The following is a 23976-nucleotide window of genomic DNA, read 5'->3' as shown; positions in this document are numbered from 1 at the left end:
CGCTGAGACCGCCCGGGCGGCACACTGAAGGGATGAACTCACCGCAGCAGCAGGTGGATCCGAGCCGCACCACCGTCGTCGTCGTGGGAATCGACCACTACGAGGCGGGCCCGGCGTGGGATCTCGACGGACCGGTGGCCGACGCGCTGCGGTTCGCGCAGTGGTTCATGTCCCGGGGTGTGCCGCCCGAGCGGATCACGGCGCTGCTGTCCGAGCACCCCACGACGGTGCGCGATCTGCCGTACCAGGTCCTGCCCGCCGACCGCGCCACCGTGCACCGCACGCTGCTCAGGACCGTCACGGCTCAGCAGAGCGAACTGCTGTGGGTGGTGTGGGGCGGACACGGAGTGGTGGACGCCGAGGGGCGGCGCAGGCTCGTCCACGCGGACGCCACCGCGCAGGACCTCCTCAACCTGGACTTCGACGCGCTCCTGACCTACTACCGTTCCGTCCCCGCCCACCCCCGCCAGATCTGGCTCGTCGATGCCTGCCAGAGCCTGCGCGACCCGTGGCGCACGCGGCGCGCGCTCCCGCACGAGGACTACGGGGCCGCGAGCCCCGTGACCGCGCGCAATCAGGCGGTCCTGTTCGCCGTCCGCCCGGGTGAGGCCGCAGCCAACCTGACACACTCCCGGACCGGCCTGTTCAGCCGTGAGGCACTGGCCGCCCTCGCCGACGACACGGCCCTCGGCGCCGACTGGCCCCCGGACCCCGGCGCCCTGATGGACCGCCTGCGCGACCGCTTCACCCGGTTGCGTGCGGAGGGGATGCCGCAGCAGACACCCACGTACGTGTGGTCCCGCACCTGGGACGGGGACGAGGGCCAGCTCCTCTCCCGCGGCCACCCCGACGGCGCGAGCCCCGACCACACCGACCTCACCCCGGATGTGCTCCGCACTCTGACGGACGCCCTGCTGTCGGTCGACGAATTCATCGACCCCCACGGCCGGGAGGAGATCCTGGGCCTGCTGAGGATCGGCGTGCGGGCCGCCATTCCCCGGCACAGCCGACCGCGGCTGGACACGATCAGCATCTTGCGTACCTGCGCGCGGCGGCCGGGGGCTCTCCAGGAGTTGGCGGAGGCGGTGCTGCTGTGTGCGGCAGGCAGCCCGGAGGCGGAGCGGACACACCGGCTGATCACCCAGACGCCTGTGTGAGTCGTCCCGCGTCCCTTACGATCGGGGCCCATGTGCGAGTCCTGTGAAGCGGCGGAGTCCGCGAGCGTCCAGTCCTGGCTGCCCCGGCTGTCCCACCTTTCGCTGGACGAGCTTCCCCAAGTCGGCCATGCCGCGCTGCGGCCCGCGGTGGACATGCTGCTCACCAGCGTCGACCGGCCGTTCAGCACCCGGGGCGGCAGCGAGCCCAGTTGACCGAGATCCGACTCACCTCCAGTCCCGGCCGGTAGTGTGCGCTCCACGTCGGATCCGACCGATCCGAGGCTGTGGACACCGTGGGTGAGGAAGTGTTCGTGCGCAGGTCATGTGAAGCCGCGGAGGAACCCGAGCGCTCCGGGCAGACCACGCCCGACCCTGCTCTGCGGCATCACCGACTCGACGACGACTCCTTCGCCATGCTCTGCTCCACCGGGGAATCGCTCCCCGCGACGCACGCACTCCTCGACGCCGAGTACAGCCGCCGTCTTCTGCTGTTACGTGTGCTGGTGGACGAGGTCTCCGCCCGCCCGGCCGCGGTCGGCGCCCTCGCGTCGGCGCGCGAGGCATGGGACCTGCTCGCGCGGGCCCAGCGCCGGAGCCCACAGACGGTGCACCGGCTGCTGATGGACCCGCAGACCGGGCTGTGGGCGGCTCATACGCTGCGCCGACTGCGCGGCTCGGAGGACGGTGACGCGCCCCTGTGGTCCGACGTGGGCCAGTTGCACGCCCTGGCCGCGGCCGGCGCCGTACTCGCCGGTGTCGGCTGCCGGATCATCGTCCCGGCGCGCGACGGTGCCGTTCTCCTCCCGTGCCTGGGCGAGGCGCAGTTGGCCGCCGCCGAGCCATGGGGTGTGGCCGAGGTGAGCGCGCAGGGCGGGACGGCTCGGATCCGTGACCTGCGGGACGGCGGGTCCGGCGTGGACGTGCCGACGGATGCCACCCGGGACGCGCCGGGCTGGTCGGGCACGCGTCGGCTGTCCCTCAGCCATCGGGGCCTCACTCTCAACCTAACCGTCGACGATCAGGCCCGATACCCGGTGATCGCCGGTACCACCGGGCCCGACCGGCTCGACGAGGCACAGCTACGGCACTGGCACAGCGCTCTCGACCGTGCGTGGACGCAACTGGTCGAGGACCACCGTGAGAGCGCCGAGGCCCTCGCGGCCGGCCTGTTCTCGCTCGTGCCGCTGCCGACCGGGGAGCGCTTCCGGCCACGCAGCGCCTCCGCCTCCGAGGCGTTCGGATGCGTGACCCTCTCCGCGCCGGATGCCCGACTGGCCGACGACGAGGTCACCGTGGAACTCGCGGTCACCCTGGTCCACGAGTTCCGCCACACCCTGCTCAACGGCCTCATGCACCTGACACCGCTGGCCGATGAATCCTCCGACCTCTTCCACGCGCCGTGGCGGGACGACCCCAGGCCACTGACCGGGGTCCTGCACGGAGCCTTCGCGTTCTCCGGCGTCGCCCGCTTCTGGCGGGCCCGCAGCGCCCGCGACAGCGGTAGCGCACGCGAACGCGCCCGCTTCGAGTTCGCGCTGTGGCGGCGTGAGTCGCGCGCCACCCTGGAAACCCTGCGCACCCACCCGGCGCTGACACCGACCGGCCGCAGGCTGGTGCTCGCCCTGCTCGCGGACATCCGTTCCTGGGACGCCGACCCGGTGCCCGAGACGTCGCTGCTGCTCGCCGAGCAGGCAGCCGCCCACCAACGTGCCGCCTGGCGCGCCCACCACGTGTCGCCCGACGAGACGACCGTGCGCGCGGCCACGGACTCCTGGCTGCGCGGCACGCGGCCACCGCTGGTCGTGGCCGAGGAGGGCGGGAGCGTCGTCACGGATCCCGCGGGCTGCCGTCTGGATGCCTTCGCGCACCTCGTCCGACTGAGGATCGCCGACCCGCACGCCTTCGCCGCGGCGCGGGACGGCGGACCGCTGCCGAACGGCGTCACCCCGGCAGACGTGGCCTACGTCGTGGGCGACCGGACCAGGGCCGCGGCGCTGTACGCCGAGGAGACACAACGGCCCGCCTCCTGGGGCGGACTCGGGCTGCTCCTCGGTCACCCCGCTCTCGCGCAGCGACCGGAACTGCTGCGCGCCGTCTCCCTGGCCGTCAACCGGAGCTCGGGGCAGACCCCGCCCCCGGCCGAACTGGCCGGCTGGCTGGCCCGCGCCTGGGACGGCGACGGCTCGTCCACCGGCGCTCACAAGGGCAGCGGGTCGATGTCACAGTCCGCGCGGTGCTCCCAGTCCATGGCCTGACGCACGGCGGGATGGTCCGCCCCGAGTACCCGGTTGAGCCGCTCCGCCGTCGCGCTGTGCAGCCGCTCCGCCTCCTCGTGCTCGCCCAGCGCACGCAGATCCAGCGGGAGGTTGGCGGCGCAGGCCAGGGTGGAGGGGTGGTCCGCCCCGAGCACGTCGGTGGACAGCATCAGGGTCCGCTCGTCCAGCTCCCGTGCGGCAGCGAACTCGCCGAGCGCGAACAGATCGCTGGCCAGGTTCATCGCGCACACCAGTGACGAGGGGTGACGCTCGCCGAGGATCCGGCACAGGTCCCGCAGCGCCCGCTCGTCCACGGCGCGCGCGGCTTCGGCGTCGCCGAGGCGCCGGTGCGTGACCGCGAGGTCGATCCCGGCCGACAGCGTGTGCGGATGCGTGGGGCCGTACGTCTCGGCGTACTTCGCCTTGATGCGCTCGCCCAGCTCCCGCGCGGTGGCCAGGTCGCCGGAGTGCCTCAGATCGATCGACAGCTCCAGAGCCGACGCCATGGACCCGGGGTTGTTCTCGCCGTACCGGCCGACGAGAGCCTCCTGCGCCTGCAGGGCCGTGGCCTGTGCCTCCGTGTGCCGGCCGGCCTTGCGCAGCGCCACCGCCAGATGCAGGTGGTTGGACAGGGTGAGCGGATTGACGTGACCCAGCAGCCGGACGGCGCGCTCGGTGAGCTCGCGCTGCTGGGTCAACGCCGTGTGGTAGTCGCCCAGTTCCCGGATGTCGAGGATCACACTGAGCCAGGTCACCAGACTCACCACGTGGTCCTGGCCGTAGAGCTGCTGCTTGCTGTGCCAGGTCCGTTCGTCCAGCTCCCGGGCCCGCGCGAAACGGCCGGCGAGCCGAAGGCTGACGCCCAGGTTGTGGGCCGCTCGCAGGGTCTCGGGGTCCTCCTCACCGAGTAGTTGCCGATAGCGCGCGTGCACCGACTCCGCCAGCTCCAGCGCGGCCGCGAAGTCACCCTTGACGCGCTGGTCTATGGCGACGTTGCCGAGCGCGTCCAGTGTGTCCTCGTGCTCCTCGCCCACGGTGCGCCGGTAGGCCTGCAGCACCCGGTCGTTGACGGCGGCCGCCTCGGCGTAGCGGCCCATGCTGAGCAGCACGGCCGCCGTCCACTTGGACACCTCCAGCGTCTTCGTGTCGTCCTCCCCGCCGTTCTGCCGCCAGGACTCGTAGGCCGATTCGGCCAGTTGCAGGGCGGCGTCGAAGTTCCCCGAACGCAGGAGGTACAGGACCTCGTTGACGATCAGGGTGCGCACGTACGGGTCGGTGGACCGGACCGCCTCGGAGACGATCAGGTGCGCGTACAGCTCGCCGTAGCGCTGCCACTGATTCGCGTTGTGCGGGTCGTTGGGGTCGTTGGCCGACAGCAGCAGGTGGATGCCGTGGCGCAGGCGCTGCTGTTCGGCCTCTGTCATCCGGGCGATCAGAGCCGCCTGTACGAGCCGGTGCATCTGAAGGGAGTTGGCGCGGAAGTCGAACCGTGCCAGTGAGTACCGGCCGATCTCCCGGATGGCCTGGCCGAGGCGGATCGGGTCGCGCAGGACCCGGTCGAGTTCGGGGGTGATGGTGGCGCCCGGCCGTCCCGCGAAGAGGTTGCGCGCGATCGACTCGGGCGCGCAGAAGGCGCACAACTGCAACAGTTGCATCGCGGCGGGGTTCTTCGCTTCCAGCTGGTCCAGCGAGACGTTCCAGGCCGCGATGACCGGCAGCTGGTAGTCGAGAGGGGCCGCGAGGCTCAGCAGGTCGACCTGCTTCTCGTCCAGCAGCCGCAGGTACTCGTCCGCGGGCATGCCGGTCTCGGCCCGCCAGGCGGCGGCCTGCTCGACGGCCAGCGGCAGGTCGCCCAGAGCCTCGGCGAGCCGATCGGCCTCGTCGTCGGTGATGTCCGGGCCGCGCCGGCGTAACAGGTCCACGCTTTCCTCGCGCCGGAAGACGTTCACCTCCAGCGGCTTGGCGACGCTCGCCCACTGCGGATTGCGCGATGTGACGAGAATGCTGCCTGGCCCGCCGGAGGGGAAAAAGGGGCGCACAGCCTCGGGGCTGTCCGCGTTGTCGAAGACCAGCAGCCATTTGTCGTAGGGCTCGCCGCGGCGCAGCGCCTCCAGGACGGCCGCCACCGACCACGTGGCCTCGTGTCCGGCCTCCAGCCCGAGGCGAGGGGCGAGTTCGACCAGGGACAGGGCGATCTGCGGCGTGCGCTCGGCGGAGATCCACCAGACGAGGTCGTAGTCCCCGAGATGGCGGTAGAGGTACTCGACGGCCAGGAGCGACTTGCCCACGCCGCCCATGCCGTGCAGGGCGTTGGGCAGCACGGCGGTCGCCTTCTCCCTGCGCAGCCTGCGATGCAGGGCTTCCAGCAGTTCCTCCCGGCCGGTGAAGTTGGGATTGCGCGGGGGGACGCCGCCCCAGACTGCAGGGGTGCCGCTCCGCTGCGCCGGCTCGCTGCCGGGCGTGGTGTCGGTGCGCGGCTTCGGTGTGTTGCTCGGCTCGTTCACCAGGTCCTCCTGCTTCCGCAGGTGCGAAGGGGATGGTGCCGGTGCGCTGTGGGTGACGCCCCTGTCCGAGCCCTGGGCAGCGGACCGGAGGATCTCGTGTTCCAGCACCCGTGCCTGGGCGGCGTGGGGGCCCGACAGCGCATGCAGTACGGCGATCTCCGCCTCGGCCCAGAGGCGGGTCTCCTCGTTCACCGGGCGCGGCGGCGCATCGTCCCGGTCGGCCAGCAGCCCGGGCACCCGCCACAGACCGCGGCCCGACGGGCCCAGCGCCTCGCCGACCAGGTCGATCACCTGCAGCAGTTCCTCCATCCGCCCGGCGGCCAGCAGCTCGCCCCGGACGCCCGGTTCGAAGTCGTACGCGATGCGGGGCCCGGCGGGGGAGGTCTGCGGCGGTGGGCCGATGACCGGGTGGATCAGCCCATGGGTGAGCAACTGTGTGAAGTCGCAGATCCGGGCCCCGGGCCGAAGGCTCGTCAGTACCCGCCGCACCAGGGGGACCGCCAGCGGCGTCGCGGCAAGCAGGGTGGCCAGTGCGGTGACTTCGGGGGACACCGCGCGGCGGAACGACGCGACGTGCTCGGCGGCCCCGGAGAAGGTGCGCGTGGGGGCGGGTGCAGGCGGCGCGCCGCCCGGGTGCGGGGCGGCGAACGTCAGCGGGAGCCGGACCCACCTCCCCCGGGGACCCGTGACCAGATGCACCCAGGACGCCAGGCCGCGCTGGGCCAACTCCAGTACGGGAATCGGAAGACAGGGCTCTGCGTCGACCGTTTCGCCCTGCGTGCCGAGCCCCAGGGGCCGCGGTCGTGTCCCGAGCTGTCGGTTCGGCGTACCGGGCCCCGCCGACCGCAGCGACAGCGGCCAGGTCGGGACCCCGGCCTCGGGCCAGGCCTGGTGGGGCAGCAGGTGGACCACGGCCAGCGCGCCGGCCTGCGCCCACCGGTGCAGGACGTGGCCCAGGTGGCCGGTCCGCCAGCCCGGTGCGTTGCCGTCGGTGACCACCAGCAGCAGGCGTCCCGGCCGGCCGGGTGACCCGCGGGGCGCCACGTCGTGTCCCGGCGGCAGTGGGCTCAGACCGCATCGGTCCACCCGGCGGAAGACCCGAGAACGCCGCAGCAGCTGGGTGAACTCCGCCGCCGTGTCCTGCCAGACCGCCATGCCGGGGTGGGTGTCCACCGCCACGACCGCGTCCCAGGAGAGCCGCCCGGGGGCCTCGCGGAGCCCGCGCAGCGCGCTCAGCACGCCCTGAGGATCGGCGATGTCCGTCCAGCGCCCGGACTGCGCCCAGGGAGCCCGCTGGACCTGGCGCGCGCGATGGCCGTCCCGGCCGTCGAAGGACGTCATGGCTCCTCCACGGCAACCCATCGCCAGACGGCGTCGAGGGCTGCCTCCCCATCCTCAGTACCTTCCCGGCCCGCGCCGAGGGCACCCCCGGCCACCAGATGCAGGGCGTCCAGGAGCCGCGCGGTCACATGACCGGAACTCGGCTCCCGCAGCGCCAGTTCGAGCAGCCGGTCGAGCAGTCTGTCTTGCTCCTGCCCGGCAAGGGCGGGGAACCGGGCGTGAGCCAGGGCGGCCAGTCGCTCCGGGGACATGGGTGCGGGATCCAGGGACACGCAGTGCCGCACAAAGGCCGGGGAGAGGTCGTGCTCGGCGCTGGTCGTGACGACGACGAGGGGTGGTTCGTGGCAGCGGACGACCGCGTCGCGCACGGTTGCGGTCACGCCCCTGTCGCAGGTGTGGACCAGGGGGCCCGTCTCCGCCGCCCCGGCAGGGCCGAGGAGTTCGGGGATCGTGAACTCCCCGTCCTCCAGGACGCCCAGCAGGTCGTCGGGAAGGTCGAAGCCGCCCCGGTCGAGGTCGTCGACCAGGACGACGCGCGGCAGTCGCAGGGGCAGCAGCGCGGTACCCAGCGGGCCCAGACGCACCGAACCGCCGCCCGCGGGGCCGTACAGCCCGTCGCGGAGGGTGCTGCCGCCGGTGATTCGCCAGCGCAGCACCGGACCGAGGCCCAGTTCCCGCGCGATCCGGTACGCGAGCGCAGACCTGCCGGAGCCCGGGGCGCCGCCGACCAGCAGCGGACGGCGCAGCAGGATCGCGGTGTTGACCTTCAGCACCTCGCCGGGATCGGAGGCCCACGGTGTGTCCGCGGCCCCGAGGATCCTGGTGCCCGCCTCGTCCTGCGCCTGCGGCAGTGGCTCGTCGGGGCCGCCGGAGTACGCCCGCCACGGCGGTGCAGCGGGCCAGCGGCGGTCGCGCTCGTCCGGGCTCAGCGGCACACCGGTGCCTCGGTAGAGCCACCACGCGGGTGCGGGCGTGGAGTCCATGGGCCGTTCCTCCCTATGGGGACCGGCCGCGGGCGACCGGTACGGGGTCGAGGGCCGGTTCACAGCGGTTTGCGGTCGGGGTCGTCCCACAGCACCGCGAGGTGCCGGCCGATGTGGTGCTCCGCCGTGCCCGGACCGAGCGCGGCGGCCTGCCTGCGGTAACGGGTGATCCGTGGCAGCAGATCGGCGAAGCCACCGGCGAACAGCTCGCTGAGCACCTGCCGGAACTCGGTGGTGGACTCGCTGGTGCGGTGCCACACCACGACCGGATAGCCGGTGCGCAGCGCCGTCTTGAACTCCAGACAGCCGTGCGCCCGACCCTCCTCGGGCGGTTCGCTCAACACGGCCGCCACATGCGCCTCGTCCAGCATTCCGGCCACCACCCGGCGCGCGTGCTGGGGGCTGTTGTTCGGGATGCTCATGTAGACGGAACTGGCCGTCGGTTCCTGCCGCAGGTTCTGCCAGCGCAGCCGCCACCAGCCGTGCCAGCGCTGGTCCAGGAGCCGGTCCAGACTGCGGATCACCACCGCCGGATAGCTCATGCCGAGCAGCAGATGCGAGTCCTCCGTGGCGTCCAGGGGCCAGGACTCGACGGGCAGGTTGATCAGTTCCAGCGGGAGCACGAACTCCAGCCGCAGCTGTCCCGGACGGTCCCCCTCGGTCCGTTCCACCTCGGAGATCACCTCGCTGACCGTCCGCTGGAGGTCGGCGAACGGGATCACCGGGCTGTCACGGCGCCCCTCGAAGTCCGGCCCCCGCGCGTCGGAGTGGAACCAGTGGGACACGGTGTAGTGGCCCTCGTCGAAGGGTGCGGGCATGATCCGGATGGCCAGATGTTCGTCGTGCGTGGCCGGCTGCCGCTCGGCCTGCCGCCCGTAGCGCCGGCGGTCGAGCGCGTCCCCGAACTCCCAGCGCACGGCCCGGTGCCGGTTGATGGCCCGGAGCTCCTGGCGGTGCGCCGCGTCCATCCACGCGGACGCCTCGTCGAGATACGCCATCCACGGCGGCACCTGTCCCGGTGCCGTGTTCTGGCCCACCAGGTAGAGGAAGTCGGACCAGGCCGTGATGCTGTGGTCGGGCAGGGTGCGTAATCGTGACAGGGTCGCCCGGGCCACCAGACGCCTGCGCTCGTCGTCGGCGAGCCGCAGCGACAGGAGGGAGTCCTCCAGCAGATCCCAGGACTCGGTGAATTCGGCCGGCAGGGTGCGCGCGGCGTTCCACTCGTCGCAGAGACGGGACATCAGCAGGGACTCCGCCGAGCCCGGGTCCAGCAGATCCAGAACGGATGCGAGGCACGAAAGGCCGTCCGGGCCGCGGCCGTCGAGCGGGCTCTTCATGCAGAGCATCAGCAGGGAGACGTACTGGTTGCGCGGGATGGTGTGGCGAGGCAGCTGTCCGGTGCGCCTGAGCCGGTCGAGTACGAGGGTGAGGAACTGTTCCCGGTCCTCAGGCGACCGCAGGCTGTCGCTGGCCACCAGCACGTCCACGGCGGTCCGCCGTACCCGGTCCTCGATCTCCTCGCACAAGGAGGCCCCCCTCCGGCGCCCGCTCAGGGGCGCCTCCCTTGCCCTGTCCGACGACTCGCTGTGCACGTCTGTGACACAAGATTAGGGGCCACCGTCCTCGACGGAAGAGGATCGGCACAGCGGGGCGGCAGTCAGGGCAGGGGAGTGCTAGGAGTCGTGCTCGACGAGCTCCCCGGGCCGCTCGTGCGCGGTCAGTGTGTGCAACTGGGCCTGATCCAGCGGTTCGTGCACCTCGACATACCCGCCGTGCGGCAGCCGCTTGATCACGCCGGTCTCCCGGCCGTGCAACATCCGCTCCCTGTCCCGGAGTTGGAGACCCAGGCAGACACGGCGGGCGATCACGAACACGGCCACCGGGACGATCAGTGCCGCGATGCGGATCGTCCAGGTCACGGTGTTGATCGACAGATGGAGCCGGGTCGCCACGATGTCGTTGCCGCCGCCCGCCAGCAGGATCAGATAGAGGCTGATCCAGGCCGCGCCGATGCCCGTGCGGACGGGCCGGTTGCGGGGGCGGTCGAGGAGGTGGTGCTCACGCCTGTCGCCGGTGATCCGGGCCTCCACGAAGGGGTACACGCCGATGAGGACCAGCAGCAGCGGGAAGACCACGACCGGGATCAGCACCCCGAGGACGAGCGTGTGGCCCCCCAGGGTGATCTCCCAGCCCGGCATGACGCGGACCAGCCCCTCCGCGAAGCCCAGATACCAGTCCGGCTGGGCGCCGGTGGAGACCTGGTCGGCGCGGTAAGGGCCGTACGACCAGACCGGGTTGATCGACGCCACCGCCGCGAGCAGGGCCAGCGCGCCGAAGACCAGGAAGAAGAAGCCGCCCGCCTTCGCCATGTACACCGGCATGAACGGGGCGCCCACGACGTTGCGTTCGGTGCGTCCGGGTCCCGCGAACTGGGTGTGCTTGTGGTACACGACCAGCAGGAGGTGCGCCACGACCAGCGCGGCCATGATGCCGGGGATCACCAGGACGTGCAGCGAATAGAAGCGGGCCACGATGTCATGGCCCGGGAACTCGCCACCGAACAGGAACATCGACAGATACGTGCCGACGACCGGGACGGACAGCAGCGCACCGTTCACGAATCGCAGGCCCGTCCCCGACAGCAGGTCGTCCGGCAGCGAGTAGCCGAAGAGCCCCTCGAACATGCCGAGGAACAGCAGGGTCCAGCCGAACAGCCAGTTGATCTCCCTCGGCCTGCGGAACGACCCCGTGAAGAAGTGCCGCATCATGTGCGTGAGCATCCCGGCGACGAAGACCAGCGCCGCCCAGTGGTGCACCTGCCGCATCAGCAGCCCGCCGCGCACGTCGAAGCTGATGTCCAGCGTGGAGGCGTACGCCTCGGACATGCGCACGCCGTTCAGCGGGAGGTAACTGCCGTGGTACGTCACCTCGTTCATCGACGGGTGGAAGAAGAAGGTGAGATACACGCCCGTCAGGATCAGCACGACGAAGCTGTACAGGCAGATCTCGCCGAGCAGGAACGACCAGTGGTCCGGGAACACCTTGCGCAGATACTTCCGGCCCAGCGAGTGGATGCCGAGCCGTCCGTCGAACCAGTCCGCGACCCGCTCACCCCTGCCGGGCGCGGACACCTCCCGGGCGCTCACGCCCCCTCCCTGCGCACATGCGTGAGCTTGTCCGGGTTGCTCACCACATAGACGCCGGACACCCGCTCCCCGTCCGGCGTCAGGTCCAGGACCAGAACGGCGTACGGCTCCCCGCCCTGGAACAGCACCGCCGCGTCGTCGCCGTTGACGCGCCGGTAGCGCAGGTCCAGGTGGCCTCCGCCGTCGCCCGCGCCGCCGCGGCGTGTGAACGAGTCGAAGAGCCGGACCGCCTTGTCCCGCCCGTGCACGGGGCGCAGCCCCGCCCGCTTGCGTTTGCCGCCGGCGTCCGTCCACACCGTCACGTCCGGCGCGAGGATCTCCATCAGCGCCGCGAGGTCCCCGCCCACCGCGGCCCGCACGAACCGCTCGGTCGCCTCCCGCCGCACCCGCGGATGCGCCGCGTACAGCGGCCGCCGCGCATGCACATGCTCCCGGGCCCGATGCCCCAGCTGCCGTACGGCCGCCGGGCTGCGGTCGATGATCTCCGCGATCTCGGTGTGCGGGTACCCGAACACCTCGTGCAGCACGAACACCGCCCGCTCCAGCGGAGTCAGCGACTCCAGCACGACCAGCATCGCCAGCGACACGGACTCGGTGCGCAGGGCCGGATCGTCGGCGCCCGTCTCCTCGCCGTCCGCGACCAGCGGCTCGGGCAGCCACGGGCCGACGTAGGTCTCCTGACGGCGGCTGATCGCGGCCCGCCGTGCCAGCGCGTGGTTGACGGCGATCCGCACGAGGTACGCCCGTGGGTTGGCGATCCCGTCGGGCGGCGAGCCCGCGAGGCGGGCCGTCCACGACAGCCAGGTCTCCTGCAGTACGTCCTCGGTGTCGGCGACGCTGCCGAGCATGTTGTAGACGACGCCGAACATCAGCTCACGGTGCTGGACGAAGACGGCCGTCGCGTCGTCGCTGACGGATACGGGGATGTCGGACATGGCGGGGGCCTCCCAGTGCGCGCTCACTACTGCGAGGCCCGGCGTGGGCCGGAGTGTGACATCCCACGGCCGAATGTGACCCACGTCTCGGTCCGCCCGGCGGGCAGCCGGGTGCCCGACACTGCCCTCCACACCCTCTCGGTACCGTCGTGCATCACACTTGACCTGCATGTATTTACGGGTAAGTACCCGAGCGGTACCGTGAGGGCATGCCAGCTCTCAACGTGGAGTTCAGCGACCGCGAGCTAGAGGACCTGCGGCAGATCGCCAAGGAACGCGGTACATCGATGAAGGCGCTCGTCCGGGAGGCCGCAGCGGCCGACATAGCCCGGCACCGTGCGCTGCAGGAGGGCGCCGAGGCGTTCCGCCGGTTCTTCTCGGCGCACGCGGACGAGTTCGCGGCCGCCTTCCCCGACGACGAACCGCCCGCCAAGGGCGAGGGACGGGCTGCCTGACCTATGGCACCAGTGATCCATATCGACGTGCCCTGGCTCCTCCAGCGGCACGAAGAGGTCCTGCCCGACCAGCCCACGATCAACGACTTCTCCGCGTTGGTCGCCGCCGTCGCGCGTCATCGCGTGGATCCGCCCCGCCTGGGTATCGACTCCGACCCGGCCTGGCGGGCCGCCGCACTGCTGCACACCCTCGCCCAGCTCAAGCCGCTCCCCTCGGCCAACGCCAGGTTCGCCTGCTCGGCCGCGGTGGCCTACATGTTCGTCAGCGGGGTCGGCATCGACCCGCCCTACGGCGCCCTTGTCGACCTAGCCCGTGACCTGATGTCCGGCAAGGCCGACGTGTACGGCGCGGCCGACCGGCTGCGCTCCTGGCAGATCTGACACCCCGCCGCCCCCGTTCCCCCGCCGCCCCTCGGGGCCGCCGACCGAGGGCGGGAGGAACGGGGTCGGCGGCCCGTGGCGCGCGGGAGAGCCGCCGTCCCACGCGTGGCCTTCCGAGGGGCCGCTTCCAGTGGACTACGCCGGTGGTGCGCGGGGGAGCGTGCGTGGTGCTCCGGCATGTGCGTGTGTTTCACACGGGGCGCATGGAATGACGAAAGGTCCCGCAGGTGCGGCGAGTTGCGGCCGTATCTGACTTTCTTTCAATGGTGCGGATGTTGCTCAAGTGCCTTGTTGGCATGAGTGCGCTGTGCAAGGGTGAACTAGCTGTGGGGGGTTGGAAAAAACCGGGGCTCATTCGTTCCGTGGGGAACCGGCGCGGATGGTCGTTGGTGAATTCGTGCTCCCCGCGCTCGCGCCGAAAAGGTACACACCAGACCGCTCATCCTTTTCGGCGATCAGACCTTCTGAGTCACCTGCGCGTGGGAAGGATTCCCTTCAGTGCCCACCCCCCACCCCCCTCGCCCCCCTTACCCACCGCCCGGAGGCGTTCCCGAGGAATCCGACGAAGGCCTCGCCGCGCGGTTGCGGGGCCGCCCCGACGGTGAGGCCGCTCCGTCCGTCGCGCTGCTCATGGCGCGGCACTGGCAATCGGGCCGCGAATACGCGGTGATCTGTCTCGCCGCACCGACCGGCGTCGCCGACATGGTCACCGCCGCCGCCTTCCATCAGGTCCTCGACCGTCTGGCGCTGGGCGAACCGGCCGCAGCGCTGCGGCCCCGGCTCCTCGTCGCCGTCCGGGACACGATCCGCCAGTGGTCCGCCGAGGAACGAATAGCGGATGTACTGCCGGAGCTGGCGAAACCCGCGGGCGGTCGCGGGATGCGTACGGCGAAGTCGATGACGCCCGAAAATCGCAGACTCGCCGATCGGTCATTCCAGGCGCTTCCGGGACTTGCCCGATGCCTGCTCTGGCATACCGAGGTCGAGGCCGAGCCGCTAACCGTGCCGGCCGGTCTGTTGGGCATGGATACCGTTACCGCCGCGGCCGCGCTCGAACAAGCGCGTGATAAATTCCGCGAAGGTTGTGTACATGCCCATCGGGAACTCGCGCCGACGAAGGATTGCCGCTTCTACAACCGTCTCCTCGACGTCCCGATTCGCCGGGGCGGGGCACTGCTGCCGGATGTCCAGCAGCATCTGACGGAGTGCCGCTACTGCCGTAACGCCGCCGAACAACTGAGCCATTTCGAGGGCGGGTTGGGAGTACTCATCGCCGAGGCGGTACTCGGCTGGGGCGCGCGCCGCTATCTCGACACCCGTCCGGGCCGCACCCAGGGCGGCGGGCCCCGCGCCCGGGGCTCCGCCCGGCACGGCGGCGGGCGCCGGCGTCTGCTGTCGCGCATCCCCACGCAGGTGCGCAGACCCGCCGGCGGACCGCGCTCCCCACGGACGCTGCTCACCGGCGTGGGCCTGGCCTCCGCCGGGCTGATCGCCGCCATGCTCGCCACCGGCCTGCTCTCCGACGACGACGGCGTCGACCCGGCCGCCTCCGCCACCGGCGGCGGCACCGGATCCCAGGTGCCGCCCGCGGTGTCCACGTCGCCGCCGGGCACCGCCCAACTCCCCACCGCACCCTGGCAGTCCAGGCTGCGCAACGCCGAAGCCGACCTGTGCCTCGACATCCGCGGCAAGCCGAAAGCCGGCGCCGGGACCGAGCTGGCCGACTGCTCGGCCGACGACACCCAGCAGTGGTCGTACCGGACGGACGGCCAGCTGCGCAGCGCGGCCGATCCCGAGCTGTGCCTGGACTCGCATGCCGACGCCGGTGTGGTGATCCTCGGCAAGTGCGCCGACGACCACGGGAAGCGGGCCGACGACGTGCGTTACGACCTCACCGTGCAGGGCGAGTTGCTGCCCCGCTGGGACGACCGGCTCGCCCTGGCGCCGACCACGGGGGACGTGGGCGCCGACATCGTGGTCAAGGTCCGCGACGGCTCGGACGCACAGCGCTGGGCGGTCGATCCGGTGGCGTCGGCGAGTCCTGGGTCGCTGTCGAACCGGGAGAGTGAGAGGCCGGTGGCGCGCGCTGTGCGGGTGGGGGAGGAGAACGCGTAGACGCTCCGCGGGGAGTGCCGGGATGGTGGGGTGCTGGGAATGGTCGCCGGTCGTCAGCGGCGCCGTCGTGGCTGGTCGCGCAGTTCCCCGCGCCCCAATTGGGGCGCTGCCGAATTGCGGCGGCATGCGCCCCGATCTGCTCAGTTCACGACATCCTGTGGCGCCCTGTCCGACAGGAAGCCGGTCACGTTCTGGACCGCGGCCAGGGCGATCCGGACCAGGGTCTCGCGGGTGACGCCGCCGACGTGCGGGGAGAGGACCACGTTCGGGGCGCGGAGCAGGCGCAGGGCCGGGGTGGGGGGTTCGGGGTCGAAGACGTCGATGCCCGCCCCGGCCAGGGCGCCCTTCTCCAGTGCGTCGGCGAGGGCGTCCTGGTCGATCAGGGCGCCCCGCGCGGTGTTGATCACGAACGCCGTCGGCTTGAGCAGCCCGAGCCGCTCGGCGTTCAGCAGATGCCGGGTCTCCCCGGTGAGCGGGGTGTGCAGGGAGACGTAGTCGGAGGTGCTCAGCAGTTCGTCCAGCGGGACATGGCGGGCGCCGCCGAACTCGGCCTCCGTCTCCGGTGCCAGTCGGTGGCGTCCGGCGTAGACGACGGTCATGTCGAAGGCGACGGCGCGGCGGGCGACCTGCCGCCCGATCTGTCCGAGGCCGACGATGCCCAGCGTCTTGCCGCACAGCTCGGTCAACGAGTGCTGGAGGCGGGGGAGTGCCCAGTCGGCCTCGACGAGCGCGGTGTGGGCGGGGATCAGCTGCTTGGCCAGGGCGAGCATGAGGGCGAAGGTCTGCTCGGCGACGTTCTGCGCCTCGGCGCCGCTGGAGCCGATGTTGCACACCCGCACTCCGCGCTCGCGTGCCGCGTCCACGTCGACGTAGTCGAAGCCGTGGCTCGCGCATTGCACCAGCTCCAACTCCGGTGCGGCGGCGAGGTGTTCGGCGGTCACCGGGGCGAGTGCGGTGATGACGACGTGGGCGGCGCGCAGGGCGGCCGGGTCCTCACCGGCCGCCTCGACGACGGTGACGTCCGCGCCCTCGGGGAAGAGCGTGGCGAGGCCGGCGCCGATGGCACGGCCGCCCACGTGCGGGGCGATGACGGCGAGGACGTTCTTCGGTGCGGTCATGCGGATTCCTCGATGAGGTCGGCGGGGCCGATCGTGGCCGGCGCGGCGTGTCCGGACAGGGCGAGCGTCAGGTCGAGTTCGGCGAGCAGACAGCGGATGACGTGCTCGACGCCCGCCTGTCCGTCGAGGCCGAGCCCGTAGGCGTACGGCCGGCCGACGAGCACCGCCTGCGCGCCGAGCGCGAGCGCCTTGAAGATGTCGTCGCCGGTGCGGATGCCGCTGTCGAACAGCACGGTCAGCCGGTCACCGACTGCGGCCACGACCCGGGGCAGCGCGTCCGCCGCCCCGACCGAGCCGGCCACCTGACGGCCGCCGTGGTTGGAGACGACCACCCCGTCCATCCCGGCGTCGGCCGCCGCGCGGGCGTCGTCCGGGTGCAGGATGCCCTTCAGAACGATCGGGCCGTCCCAGTTCTCCCGCAGGAACGCCAGGTCGGGCCAGGTCTTGGCGGGGTCGGAGAACATGCCGACGAAGTGCATGACGGCCGCGTTGGGGTCCTCCAGCACCGGCTTGGCCAGGCCCGCCTGGAAGGCCGGGTCCGAGAAGTAGTTGGCGGTGCCCACGCCGTGCAGGAACGGCAGATACGCCTGGTCGAGATCGCGGGGCCGCCAGGCCAGCATCGGCGTGTCCAGGGTGACGACGAGCGTGGTGAACCCGGCCGCCTTCGCCCGGTGCAGGAAGCTCCGGGCCACCTCCGGGTCCTTCGGCCAGTACAGCTGGAACCAGCGCTCGGCGTCGCCCATCGCCTCCGCGACCTGCTCCATGGGGGTGCTGGACGCCGAGGACAGGGTGAACGGCACACCCTGCGCGGCGGCGGCCCGGGCGGCCGCGCACTCGGCGTCCGGGTGCATGATCGACAGCACGCCGATCGGGGCCAGCGCCAGCGGAGCGGGCAGGGCGCGGCCCAGCACCTCGACGGACAGGTCCCGTTCGTGCACGTCCCGCAGCATGCGGGGCACGATCCGGCGCCGGTGCAGGGCCGCCCGGTTGGCACGGGCGGTGCTGCCGTCGCCCGCGCTGCCCGCCACATAGCCGACCGGGCCGGGGCCGAGGCGCTGCTCGGTCAGCTCCTCCAGCCGGGTCAGATCGGTGGGCAACCGGGGTACGGCACCCGTCATCCCGTTCAGATAGATCTCGTACTGGAAGTCCGCCCAGTGCTTGCCCATGCGCCGGCCCCGCCTCTCGTCACTGAGAACGCGCTGTACGCCGACCATACCGACCGGTAGGCGGGCGGTGGTTCAGGGGGCGGTCACGGACTCGTGCAGGATGCGGGCCAGTTCCCGCGGCTGGGAGAACATCGGCCAGTGGCCGGTGTCCATGGTCACCAGGTTCCAGCGGTCGCTCTTGAGGAGTTCGGCGACGTCGTCGCTCGGCTCCGGCCAGTCCAGCAGACACTTGACGTAGGTCGTCGGCATCTCGGCGAGCGAGCCGGTCAGGACGGCCGGTTCGGTGAGCGTGGCGCCGGGGTGGGCTGTCGCGCCCCGCACGATCCGGGCGATCTGCTCGTCCGTGAGGCCCTGGTCCGCCAGATCCTCGCCGGAGAAGGGCGCCCAGAAGCCGCCGTTCGCCGCGATCGCCGTCCGCACCCCGTCGCTCGGCCAGCCCCACAGGAACGACTTCCCGTCGGTCGGGACGCTCGCGTCGACGTACACCATCCGCTTCAGCCGGTCACCGATCCGCTCGGCGGCCTGCCCGACCGGAACGCCCGAGTAGCTGTGCCCGACCAGCACCACGTCCCGCAGGTCGAGGCGCTCCACCTCCTCGACGACGTCCCGCACATGGGTCTGCTGTCCGGCCGGTGTTCCCCGCTTCTCGGCCAGCCCGGACAGCGTCAGCGCATGCACTTCGTGCCCGGCCGCCCGCAACTCGGGCACCACCTCGTCCCACGCCCATGCACCCAGCTTCGCACCCGCCACCAGAACGTAATCGGTCATGAGATCAAGGTAGTCGAGGGCACTGACACCGCCCCCGGCCCACTGATCGGCGGCACCGGCACCTCGACGGTGCGGGCCAGCCGCGCTCCCTCGGGCCCGTAGACGGCCCTCGGCTCGGGGAACACCCGCAGCAGCGCCAGGAACAGCACGGCCGCGACGACCAGCGACAACGGCAGGCTGATGTCCACCCCGCCCGCGAGATCACCCAGCGGGCCGACGAACTGGCCGGGGATGTTGGTGAACAGCACGCCGATCACCGCCGCCACCCACCAGGCGGTCATGCCCCGCCAGTTCCAGCCGTGCGCGAACCAGTAACGGCCGCCGCGCTGACGGCGGTTGAAGACCTGCAGGGCCTCGGGGTCGTACCAGCCGCGCCGGGTCCAGTAGCCCAGCATCATCACGACCATCCAGGGCGTGGTGCAGGTGATGATCATGGTGGCGAAGGTCGAGATCGACTGCACCAGGTCCAGCCCGAACCGCCCGACGAAGATGAACGCGATCGACAGCACGCCGACCAGCAGCGTCGCCTGCACCCGCGACAGCCGCGGGAACACCGACGAGAAGTCGAGGCCCGTCCCGTACAGCGCCGTCGTGCCCGTGGCCATGCCGCCGATCAGCGCCAGCAGACACACCGGCAGGAAGTACCAGCCCGGCGAGATCGCCAGCAGCCCGCCCACGAAGTCGGGCGCCGCCGGATCGACGTACTCGGGCACCTGCGCGGCGATGATGCTCGCGGTCGCCAGGCCGAAGACGAACGGCAGCAGTGTCGAGATCTGCGACAGGAACGCGGCACCGATCACCCTGCGGCGCGGCGTGCTCGCCGGGATGTAGCGGGACCAGTCGCCGAGGAACGCCCCGAACGAGACGGGGTTGGACAGCACGATGAGCGCCGCGCCGATGAACGACGGCCAGAACAGCGACCGGGTCGCCGCGTCCGCGGAGTCCGTGAACACGCCCGCGTACGACGGGTCGAAGTCGCCGGCGAAGGCGAACGCGCCCAGCAGGAACAGCACACTCGCCGACGGCACGGCGATCTTGTTGACGAACAGCATGAAGCGGAAGCCGTACACGCACACCGCGAGGACCAGCCCCGCGAAGACGGCGTACGCCACGACGTACGACACATTGCCGCGCGTCAGGCCGAAGAGCCGGTGCGCGCCGCCGACCAGGGCGTCGCCGGAGCTCCACACCGAGATCGAGAAGAACGCGACGGCCGTCAGCAGGGACAGGAAGGAGCCGACGACACGGCCGTGCACGCCCAGATGCGCGGACGACGAGACGGCGTTGTTGGTGCCGTTCACCGGTCCGAACACCGCCATCGGGCAGAGGATCAGCGCGCCCGCGACGACCCCGAGGAGCGTGGCCGCGAGGCCCTGCCAGAAGGAGAGGCCGAACAGGATCGGGAAGGCGCCGAGGACACAGGTGGAGAAGGTGTTCGCGCCGCCGAAGGCGAGGCGGAAGAGGTCCAGCGGGGTCGCGGTGCGCTCGGCGTCCGGGATGCGGTCGACGCCGTGGGACTCGACCTCGGTCAGGGAGGCGGCGGGGGAGGGGAGTTCGGGCTGAGGGGACACGGGGGCTCCAGCGTGGGCGGGGCGGTGGAGCGCGTTGTGGCGCGTCGGGGGCGACGGCCGGTGCCTGCCGCTGGGGTGTGCGGGCAGCGCGGATGCCGTCCTCTCGGGGATCTGCAGACGGTACGGCCGTGCGCAAGAGCCACACCAGAGGACGGTTCATCCATGTTCTGCACCGTCAGTGGATGAAACCTCCATCAGTCGCTTTCCGTGGGGGTGTCCTGGGTGTCCTCCGGTTCCGCGTCCGGCCCCTGCGCCCGCACCCGCTGGACGTTCTCCAGGGACTCGCGCAGTTCGGCGAGCCAGTCGTCGGTGTGCCGCTGCACCAGCCGTACGCACCAGGCGAGGGCGTCACTGCGGCTGCGGGCGACCCCGCCGGCGATCAGGGTGTCGAGGACCTGTCGCTCGGGCTGACGCAGCCGGGTCATCACCGGGGCGGCGATATGGGTGAACAGGGCGCGCTCGTCGCCGCACTCCACGCCCCAGGAGACCTTCCGGCGGAACCGGTGCTCGGCCTCCCGGGCCACCCCGATCCTGGTCTCCCGGGTGCGCTCCCGGAACTCCTGGATCCGGCCCTCCACGGCCGCCTCCCGCTCGGCGGCCGAGACGTCCTCGGCCAGGTGGGGAGCGGGGATACGGCCGATCACGGTGATCTCCTCGCGGTCGACCGTCACCTCGGCCAGTTCCTCGAAGAGATCGTCCGGCAGGCGGCCGGCGAACCAGCCGCGCAGCTTCTCTCGTTGCTCGGTGGTAATCATGTAATCACCATTACTCCGCCCTTCCGGGAACACAAGGACCCGGCGGCGAGTCCGCCGAGAGCGCAACCGGAGGGCCCAACCGGAATGTTTCAGGCCTATTAATCGATGTGCGAAATCCAGCCACATGGCGACTTGGAACGATCAAGAGCCGCCAACTTCCAGCGTTGGAACGTTCGAAGTCCGTCACTTCACGCCACTGATTCAATACGCAAGGTTACTGAAACCGGTGGTGTCGATGTGAGTTTCCGCGACGGACTCGGCAGACTCCCGCTCGTCGCTCCGGCACCGATCGCGCTGGAGCCGGCACACCCCCGACACAAGCGGAAGGATGCACACAATGCGGAACACCGCGCGCTGGGCAGCAACCCTCGGCCTGACGGCCACCGCCATCTGCGGACCCCTGACCGGATCTGCCATGGCCGCCCACGACGCCACCCCCGCCTCGCTCTACGCCCCCTCGGCCCTGGTGCTCACCATGGCCTACGGTGACAGTGCCACCGTGACTACGCCGATGCGCGCGGTCACGCTGAGCTGCGCCCCGACGTCGTCCGGCACGCACCCGGACGCGGCGTCGGCGTGCGCCGAACTACGTGGCGTGGGCGGTGACTTCGAGGCCCTGGGGGCGCGGGACGGCGTGCTGTGCACCAAGCAGTACGACCCCGTGTTCGTCACGGTCGACGGCGTCTGGCAGGGCAAGCGCGTCTCCTATGAGCGCACCTTCGCCAACGAGTGCGTGAAGAGCTCCTACGGGACCAGCCTCTTCGCGTTCTAAGGGACCGGGATCGTACGGCCTCGTGCAGTTCGGCAGCGGCTCGCAGATGGGGAGTGCGTGTCGTGCCGTGAGGCCCCGCGATCTCGCACCGGGGGTCGGTCGGGCGGAGTGGGGCCGCCCGGCCGACACCTCGGATCGCCGGCCGTCCGACACCGTGGATCGCCAAATGGCCGACGCCGCGGATCAGGTGGAATCGCCGCCTTCGCCCGGAATGGCCGACAGCGGCGCGAACCGGCCCAACAGCCCCGCACCGCCGAGCAGCCGCCGTATCCGCGGAGCGTCGGAGACGATGCGGAGGCGGCCGCCCCGGTCTCTGACCCGTGTCTCTGCCCGGCACAGGACGCGCAGTCCCGAGCAGTCGAAGAAGTCGACCCGCCGCAGATCGACCAGAACGTCCGACTCCGGCTTCGCCGTCGCCGCGTCCAGATGCTCGGCGACGAGTGTCGCCGTCGCCAGATCGATCTCACCGATGACCTCGACCACGGTGAACGGCCCGCATCTACGTGTGCGGGCATGCGCGTTCGCCGCGGGCGGCGCGGAGCGGAAGGGGTCCGCTGCCAAGTCCTCGGTCGGATAGGGGGCGCGGTCGTCGGCGTCCGGCGTCATGTCCGCTCCACCTCGGAAGGGGCGTATTTGATCCGGGTAGTTACCCGGAGGCGAGCGTGAGCATCCCTGCGATGCCCCTCGCAAGATTCGGTTCACTCGACCTGGTGAATTTCGCTCGCGACGATTGACTGATCGGCGGTTCGGTCCCCTCGATGTGACGTCCTCCATTGCGCCGCCGCGCAGACCCCGTGAGTCTCTCGTGGAACAAGCGTCCGAAGAACTGTTATCGGCAGCTCATCGATCGATCTCCCATGTATCGGACAGCTTCGTTCGCCGTCGAGGACAGGGAAGTTTTTGATGAGTACAGAGCGCACGAGCGAACTGGCGGGGCTGGTCACCGCGGCCCGCAGTGGCGACCCGGAGGCTCAGGACGCCCTGGTCAGTGCGTACCTCCCGTTGGTCTACAACATCGTGGGGAGGGCTCTGAACGGCTCCGTCGACGTCGACGACGTGGTGCAGGAGACCATGTTGCGCGCCCTGGACGCGCTCGGCGGTCTGCGCACCCCCGAGAGCTTCCGCTCCTGGCTCGTGGCGATCGCGATGAACCAGGTCCGGGCGCACTGGCACGACCGGCAGTCGGCCCCCGGCGCCGTCGAGGAGGCCGAGGATCTCGCGGATCCGGGCGCCGACTTCGTGGACCTGACCATGGTGCAGCTCCAGTTGTCCGGCCAGCGCCAGGAGACGGCACGCGCCACCCGCTGGCTGGAGCCCGACGACCGGGGGCTGCTGTCCCTGTGGTGGCTGGAGTGCGCCGGCGAGCTGACCCGCGCCGAGGTCGCCGAGGCTCTGGAGCTGTCGCCGCAGCACACGGCGGTACGGGTGCAGCGTATGAAGGCGCAGTTGGAGGCGGCCCGGGTGGTCGTGCGGGCGCTTGACGCCCGGCCCCGATGCGGGGAACTGCAAGGTGTGCTGGTCTCCTGGGACGGTCGGCCCTCGGCGCTGTGGCGCAAGCGAATAGCCCGTCATGCTCGTGGTTGCACGTATTGCTCCGGTATGTGGAGCGGGTTGATGCCCGCCGAAGGACTGCTGGCCGGCCTCGCCCTGGTCGCCGCGGCACCCGCACTGCTGGAGCGGGTGCTGTCCGCCTCCGGCGGAATCGCCGCGGTGGCGTCGACCTCCCGGCTGAGCGCGTCGGCGGGCTACGCCGGATCCGACGCGACCGGTGGTCACCGTGCCGTGCGCGGCCGGACGCTCTCCCGTGGAGAGGCCCGTCGTCGGCGGCGGATCAAACGCCGGGCCGTCGGCGGCGCCGTCGTGGCGGCCTGCGTCGCGGGCGGAGGCTTCTGGTACTTCGACACCGACCCCGGCACCGGGACCGAGGAGACCGCCGCCGCGCGGGCCGCCGGCGCCCCCTCCGTGGACCTGGCGGAGCCCAGCGAGATCGAGACCTCCGCGTCGCCGTCCAAGTCCCCCTCGCCGTCCAAGTCGCCGTCGAAGAAGGCAAGCCCCTCCAAATCCCCCAAACCCACCAAGAAGCCCTCGCCCACGCCCCGGCCGTCCACAAGCCCGACCCGGACCCCGACCGCCACGCCCCAGCCGCAGTCGGCCCCGACCGACACCGTCGGGCAGGTCGTCGCGCTGGTGAACAAGGAGCGGTCGGCCGCCGGCTGCGGTCCGCTCGCGGAGGACCCCCTGCTGAACAAGGCCGCGCAGGGCCACTCCGACGACATGGCCGCGCGCGGCTTCTTCGACCACACCAACCCCGACGGCGCCGACCCCGGCCAGCGCATCACCGCCGCCGGGTACCGCTGGTCCACCTACGGCGAGAACATCGCCCAGGGCCAGCAGACCCCGGAAGCGGTGATGGAGTCCTGGATGAACAGCCCCGGGCACCGTGCCAACATCCTCAACTGCTCGTTCAAGGACATCGGCGTCGGCATCCACAACGGCTCGGGCGGCCCCTGGTGGACGCAGGCCTTCGGCGCCAAGCAGTAGGGCGGGCCGCCCG

Annotated in this window: 19 protein-coding genes; 8 read left to right on the top strand and 11 right to left on the bottom strand. The window is 71.5% G+C overall.

Annotated elements, in window-relative coordinates:
* Positions 1-32 precede the first annotated feature (32 nt).
* From ACFWYS_RS24095 to ACFWYS_RS24085, 3 genes are all read left to right on the top strand, one after another.
* Entirely contained in the window at positions 33-1157 is a 1125-nt protein-coding gene (locus ACFWYS_RS24095; RefSeq protein ID WP_384772538.1) for a hypothetical protein, read from the top strand.
* A gap of 30 nt (positions 1158-1187) precedes the next feature.
* Entirely contained in the window at positions 1188-1370 is a 183-nt protein-coding gene (locus tag ACFWYS_RS24090; protein ID WP_384772535.1) for a hypothetical protein, read from the top strand.
* Positions 1371-1468: 98 nt separating this feature from the next.
* Entirely contained in the window at positions 1469-3412 is a 1944-nt protein-coding gene (locus ACFWYS_RS24085) for an HEXXH motif domain-containing protein (protein WP_384772533.1), read from the top strand.
* Here ACFWYS_RS24085 and fxsT read toward each other — a convergent pair.
* The 5 genes from fxsT to ACFWYS_RS24060 all read right to left on the bottom strand — a co-directional run bounded on the left by fxsT (position 3355) and on the right by ACFWYS_RS24060 (position 12321).
* Positions 3355-7257: an FxSxx-COOH system tetratricopeptide repeat protein gene (fxsT, locus tag ACFWYS_RS24080; RefSeq protein WP_384772531.1), complete on the bottom strand. Its 3903-nt coding sequence runs from the start codon at positions 7255-7257 to the stop codon at positions 3355-3357. The two genes, ACFWYS_RS24085 and fxsT, sit on opposite strands and share 58 nt — an antisense overlap.
* A complete protein-coding gene (locus tag ACFWYS_RS24075; protein WP_384772528.1) occupies positions 7254-8240 on the bottom strand; it encodes a MoxR family ATPase in 987 nt (328 codons plus the stop codon). Before ACFWYS_RS24075 ends, fxsT begins: the two co-directional genes overlap by 4 nt.
* A gap of 59 nt (positions 8241-8299) precedes the next feature.
* Complete coding sequence (locus ACFWYS_RS24070) at positions 8300-9766, bottom strand: hypothetical protein (protein ID WP_384772525.1); 1467 nt, start codon at positions 9764-9766, stop codon at positions 8300-8302.
* 147 nt (positions 9767-9913) lie between these two features.
* Positions 9914-11386, bottom strand: a complete 1473-nt coding sequence (locus tag ACFWYS_RS24065; RefSeq protein ID WP_384772522.1) for a cytochrome bc complex cytochrome b subunit — start codon at positions 11384-11386, stop codon at positions 9914-9916.
* Entirely contained in the window at positions 11383-12321 is a 939-nt protein-coding gene (locus ACFWYS_RS24060; RefSeq protein ID WP_384772520.1) for a sigma-70 family RNA polymerase sigma factor, read from the bottom strand. The genes ACFWYS_RS24065 and ACFWYS_RS24060 overlap by 4 nt, the downstream gene beginning before the upstream one ends.
* A gap of 209 nt (positions 12322-12530) precedes the next feature.
* Here ACFWYS_RS24060 and ACFWYS_RS24055 point away from each other — a divergent pair, with 209 nt between their 5' ends.
* The 3 genes from ACFWYS_RS24055 to ACFWYS_RS24045 all read left to right on the top strand — a co-directional run bounded on the left by ACFWYS_RS24055 (position 12531) and on the right by ACFWYS_RS24045 (position 15272).
* The gene (locus ACFWYS_RS24055) at positions 12531-12776 is read left to right on the top strand and encodes a hypothetical protein (protein ID WP_351137795.1); all 246 of its coding nucleotides are present in this window, start codon (positions 12531-12533) and stop codon (positions 12774-12776) included.
* Positions 12777-12779: 3 nt separating this feature from the next.
* Positions 12780-13157 carry a toxin Doc gene (locus ACFWYS_RS24050; RefSeq protein ID WP_384772517.1) on the top strand — a complete coding sequence of 126 codons (378 nt, stop codon included), beginning with the start codon at positions 12780-12782 and terminating at the stop codon, positions 13155-13157.
* A 498-nt stretch (positions 13158-13655) separates the two neighbouring features.
* Positions 13656-15272, top strand: a complete 1617-nt coding sequence (locus ACFWYS_RS24045; protein WP_384772514.1) for an RICIN domain-containing protein — start codon at positions 13656-13658, stop codon at positions 15270-15272.
* Between the two features lie 140 nt (positions 15273-15412).
* Here the strand turns inward: ACFWYS_RS24045 and ACFWYS_RS24040 are convergent, their stop codons facing one another.
* The 5 genes from ACFWYS_RS24040 to ACFWYS_RS24020 all read right to left on the bottom strand — a co-directional run bounded on the left by ACFWYS_RS24040 (position 15413) and on the right by ACFWYS_RS24020 (position 20650).
* The gene (locus tag ACFWYS_RS24040; RefSeq protein ID WP_384772511.1) at positions 15413-16390 is read right to left on the bottom strand and encodes a 2-hydroxyacid dehydrogenase; all 978 of its coding nucleotides are present in this window, start codon (positions 16388-16390) and stop codon (positions 15413-15415) included.
* Positions 16387-17556 (bottom strand): lactate 2-monooxygenase, encoded by a 1170-nt coding sequence (locus tag ACFWYS_RS24035; RefSeq protein ID WP_384772508.1) that lies wholly within the window; start codon positions 17554-17556, stop codon positions 16387-16389. Before ACFWYS_RS24035 ends, ACFWYS_RS24040 begins: the two co-directional genes overlap by 4 nt.
* A 72-nt stretch (positions 17557-17628) precedes the next feature.
* Entirely contained in the window at positions 17629-18324 is a 696-nt protein-coding gene (locus ACFWYS_RS24030; protein WP_384772505.1) for an alpha/beta fold hydrolase, read from the bottom strand.
* A complete protein-coding gene (locus ACFWYS_RS24025) occupies positions 18321-19895 on the bottom strand; it encodes a purine-cytosine permease family protein (RefSeq protein ID WP_384772502.1) in 1575 nt (524 codons plus the stop codon). The genes ACFWYS_RS24030 and ACFWYS_RS24025 overlap by 4 nt, the downstream gene beginning before the upstream one ends.
* A gap of 194 nt (positions 19896-20089) precedes the next feature.
* Positions 20090-20650, bottom strand: a complete 561-nt coding sequence (locus ACFWYS_RS24020; protein WP_384772499.1) for a hypothetical protein — start codon at positions 20648-20650, stop codon at positions 20090-20092.
* A 337-nt stretch (positions 20651-20987) separates the two neighbouring features.
* Between ACFWYS_RS24020 and ACFWYS_RS24015 the strand changes: the two genes are divergently transcribed.
* The gene (locus ACFWYS_RS24015) at positions 20988-21422 is read left to right on the top strand and encodes a protease inhibitor (protein ID WP_384772496.1); all 435 of its coding nucleotides are present in this window, start codon (positions 20988-20990) and stop codon (positions 21420-21422) included.
* A 183-nt stretch (positions 21423-21605) separates the two neighbouring features.
* On the opposite strand, the gene ACFWYS_RS24010 is transcribed toward ACFWYS_RS24015, so the two are convergent.
* Positions 21606-22028 (bottom strand): STAS domain-containing protein, encoded by a 423-nt coding sequence (locus ACFWYS_RS24010; protein WP_384772493.1) that lies wholly within the window; start codon positions 22026-22028, stop codon positions 21606-21608.
* A 297-nt stretch (positions 22029-22325) separates the two neighbouring features.
* On the opposite strand from ACFWYS_RS24010, the gene ACFWYS_RS24005 reads away from it, so the two are divergent.
* Complete coding sequence (locus ACFWYS_RS24005; protein WP_384772490.1) at positions 22326-23963, top strand: sigma-70 family RNA polymerase sigma factor; 1638 nt, start codon at positions 22326-22328, stop codon at positions 23961-23963.
* Positions 23964-23976 lie beyond the last annotated feature (13 nt).

It is taken from the genome of Streptomyces sp. NPDC059010, from assembly GCF_042740355.1.
In the GTDB taxonomy this organism is placed as follows: Bacteria; Actinomycetota; Actinomycetes; order Streptomycetales; family Streptomycetaceae; genus Streptomyces.
This window is presented reverse-complemented; position numbering and strand designations above follow the sequence as displayed.

Coding starts and splice junctions, on each gene's coding strand:
- ACFWYS_RS24095 (WP_384772538.1), top strand. CDS start 33: ATGAACTCACCGCAGCAGCAGGTGGATCCGAGCCGCACCACCGTCGTC.
- ACFWYS_RS24090 (WP_384772535.1), top strand. CDS start 1,188: ATGTGCGAGTCCTGTGAAGCGGCGGAGTCCGCGAGCGTCCAGTCCTGG.
- fxsT (WP_384772531.1), bottom strand. CDS start 7,257: ATGACGTCCTTCGACGGCCGGGACGGCCATCGCGCGCGCCAGGTCCAG.
- ACFWYS_RS24075 (WP_384772528.1), bottom strand. CDS start 8,240: ATGGACTCCACGCCCGCACCCGCGTGGTGGCTCTACCGAGGCACCGGT.
- ACFWYS_RS24060 (WP_384772520.1), bottom strand. CDS start 12,321: ATGTCCGACATCCCCGTATCCGTCAGCGACGACGCGACGGCCGTCTTC.
- ACFWYS_RS24055 (WP_351137795.1), top strand. CDS start 12,531: ATGCCAGCTCTCAACGTGGAGTTCAGCGACCGCGAGCTAGAGGACCTG.
- ACFWYS_RS24050 (WP_384772517.1), top strand. CDS start 12,780: ATGGCACCAGTGATCCATATCGACGTGCCCTGGCTCCTCCAGCGGCAC.
- ACFWYS_RS24040 (WP_384772511.1), bottom strand. CDS start 16,390: ATGACCGCACCGAAGAACGTCCTCGCCGTCATCGCCCCGCACGTGGGC.
- ACFWYS_RS24035 (WP_384772508.1), bottom strand. CDS start 17,556: ATGGGCAAGCACTGGGCGGACTTCCAGTACGAGATCTATCTGAACGGG.
- ACFWYS_RS24030 (WP_384772505.1), bottom strand. CDS start 18,324: ATGACCGATTACGTTCTGGTGGCGGGTGCGAAGCTGGGTGCATGGGCG.
- ACFWYS_RS24020 (WP_384772499.1), bottom strand. CDS start 20,650: ATGATTACCACCGAGCAACGAGAGAAGCTGCGCGGCTGGTTCGCCGGC.
- ACFWYS_RS24015 (WP_384772496.1), top strand. CDS start 20,988: ATGCGGAACACCGCGCGCTGGGCAGCAACCCTCGGCCTGACGGCCACC.
- ACFWYS_RS24010 (WP_384772493.1), bottom strand. CDS start 22,028: ATGACGCCGGACGCCGACGACCGCGCCCCCTATCCGACCGAGGACTTG.
- ACFWYS_RS24005 (WP_384772490.1), top strand. CDS start 22,326: ATGAGTACAGAGCGCACGAGCGAACTGGCGGGGCTGGTCACCGCGGCC.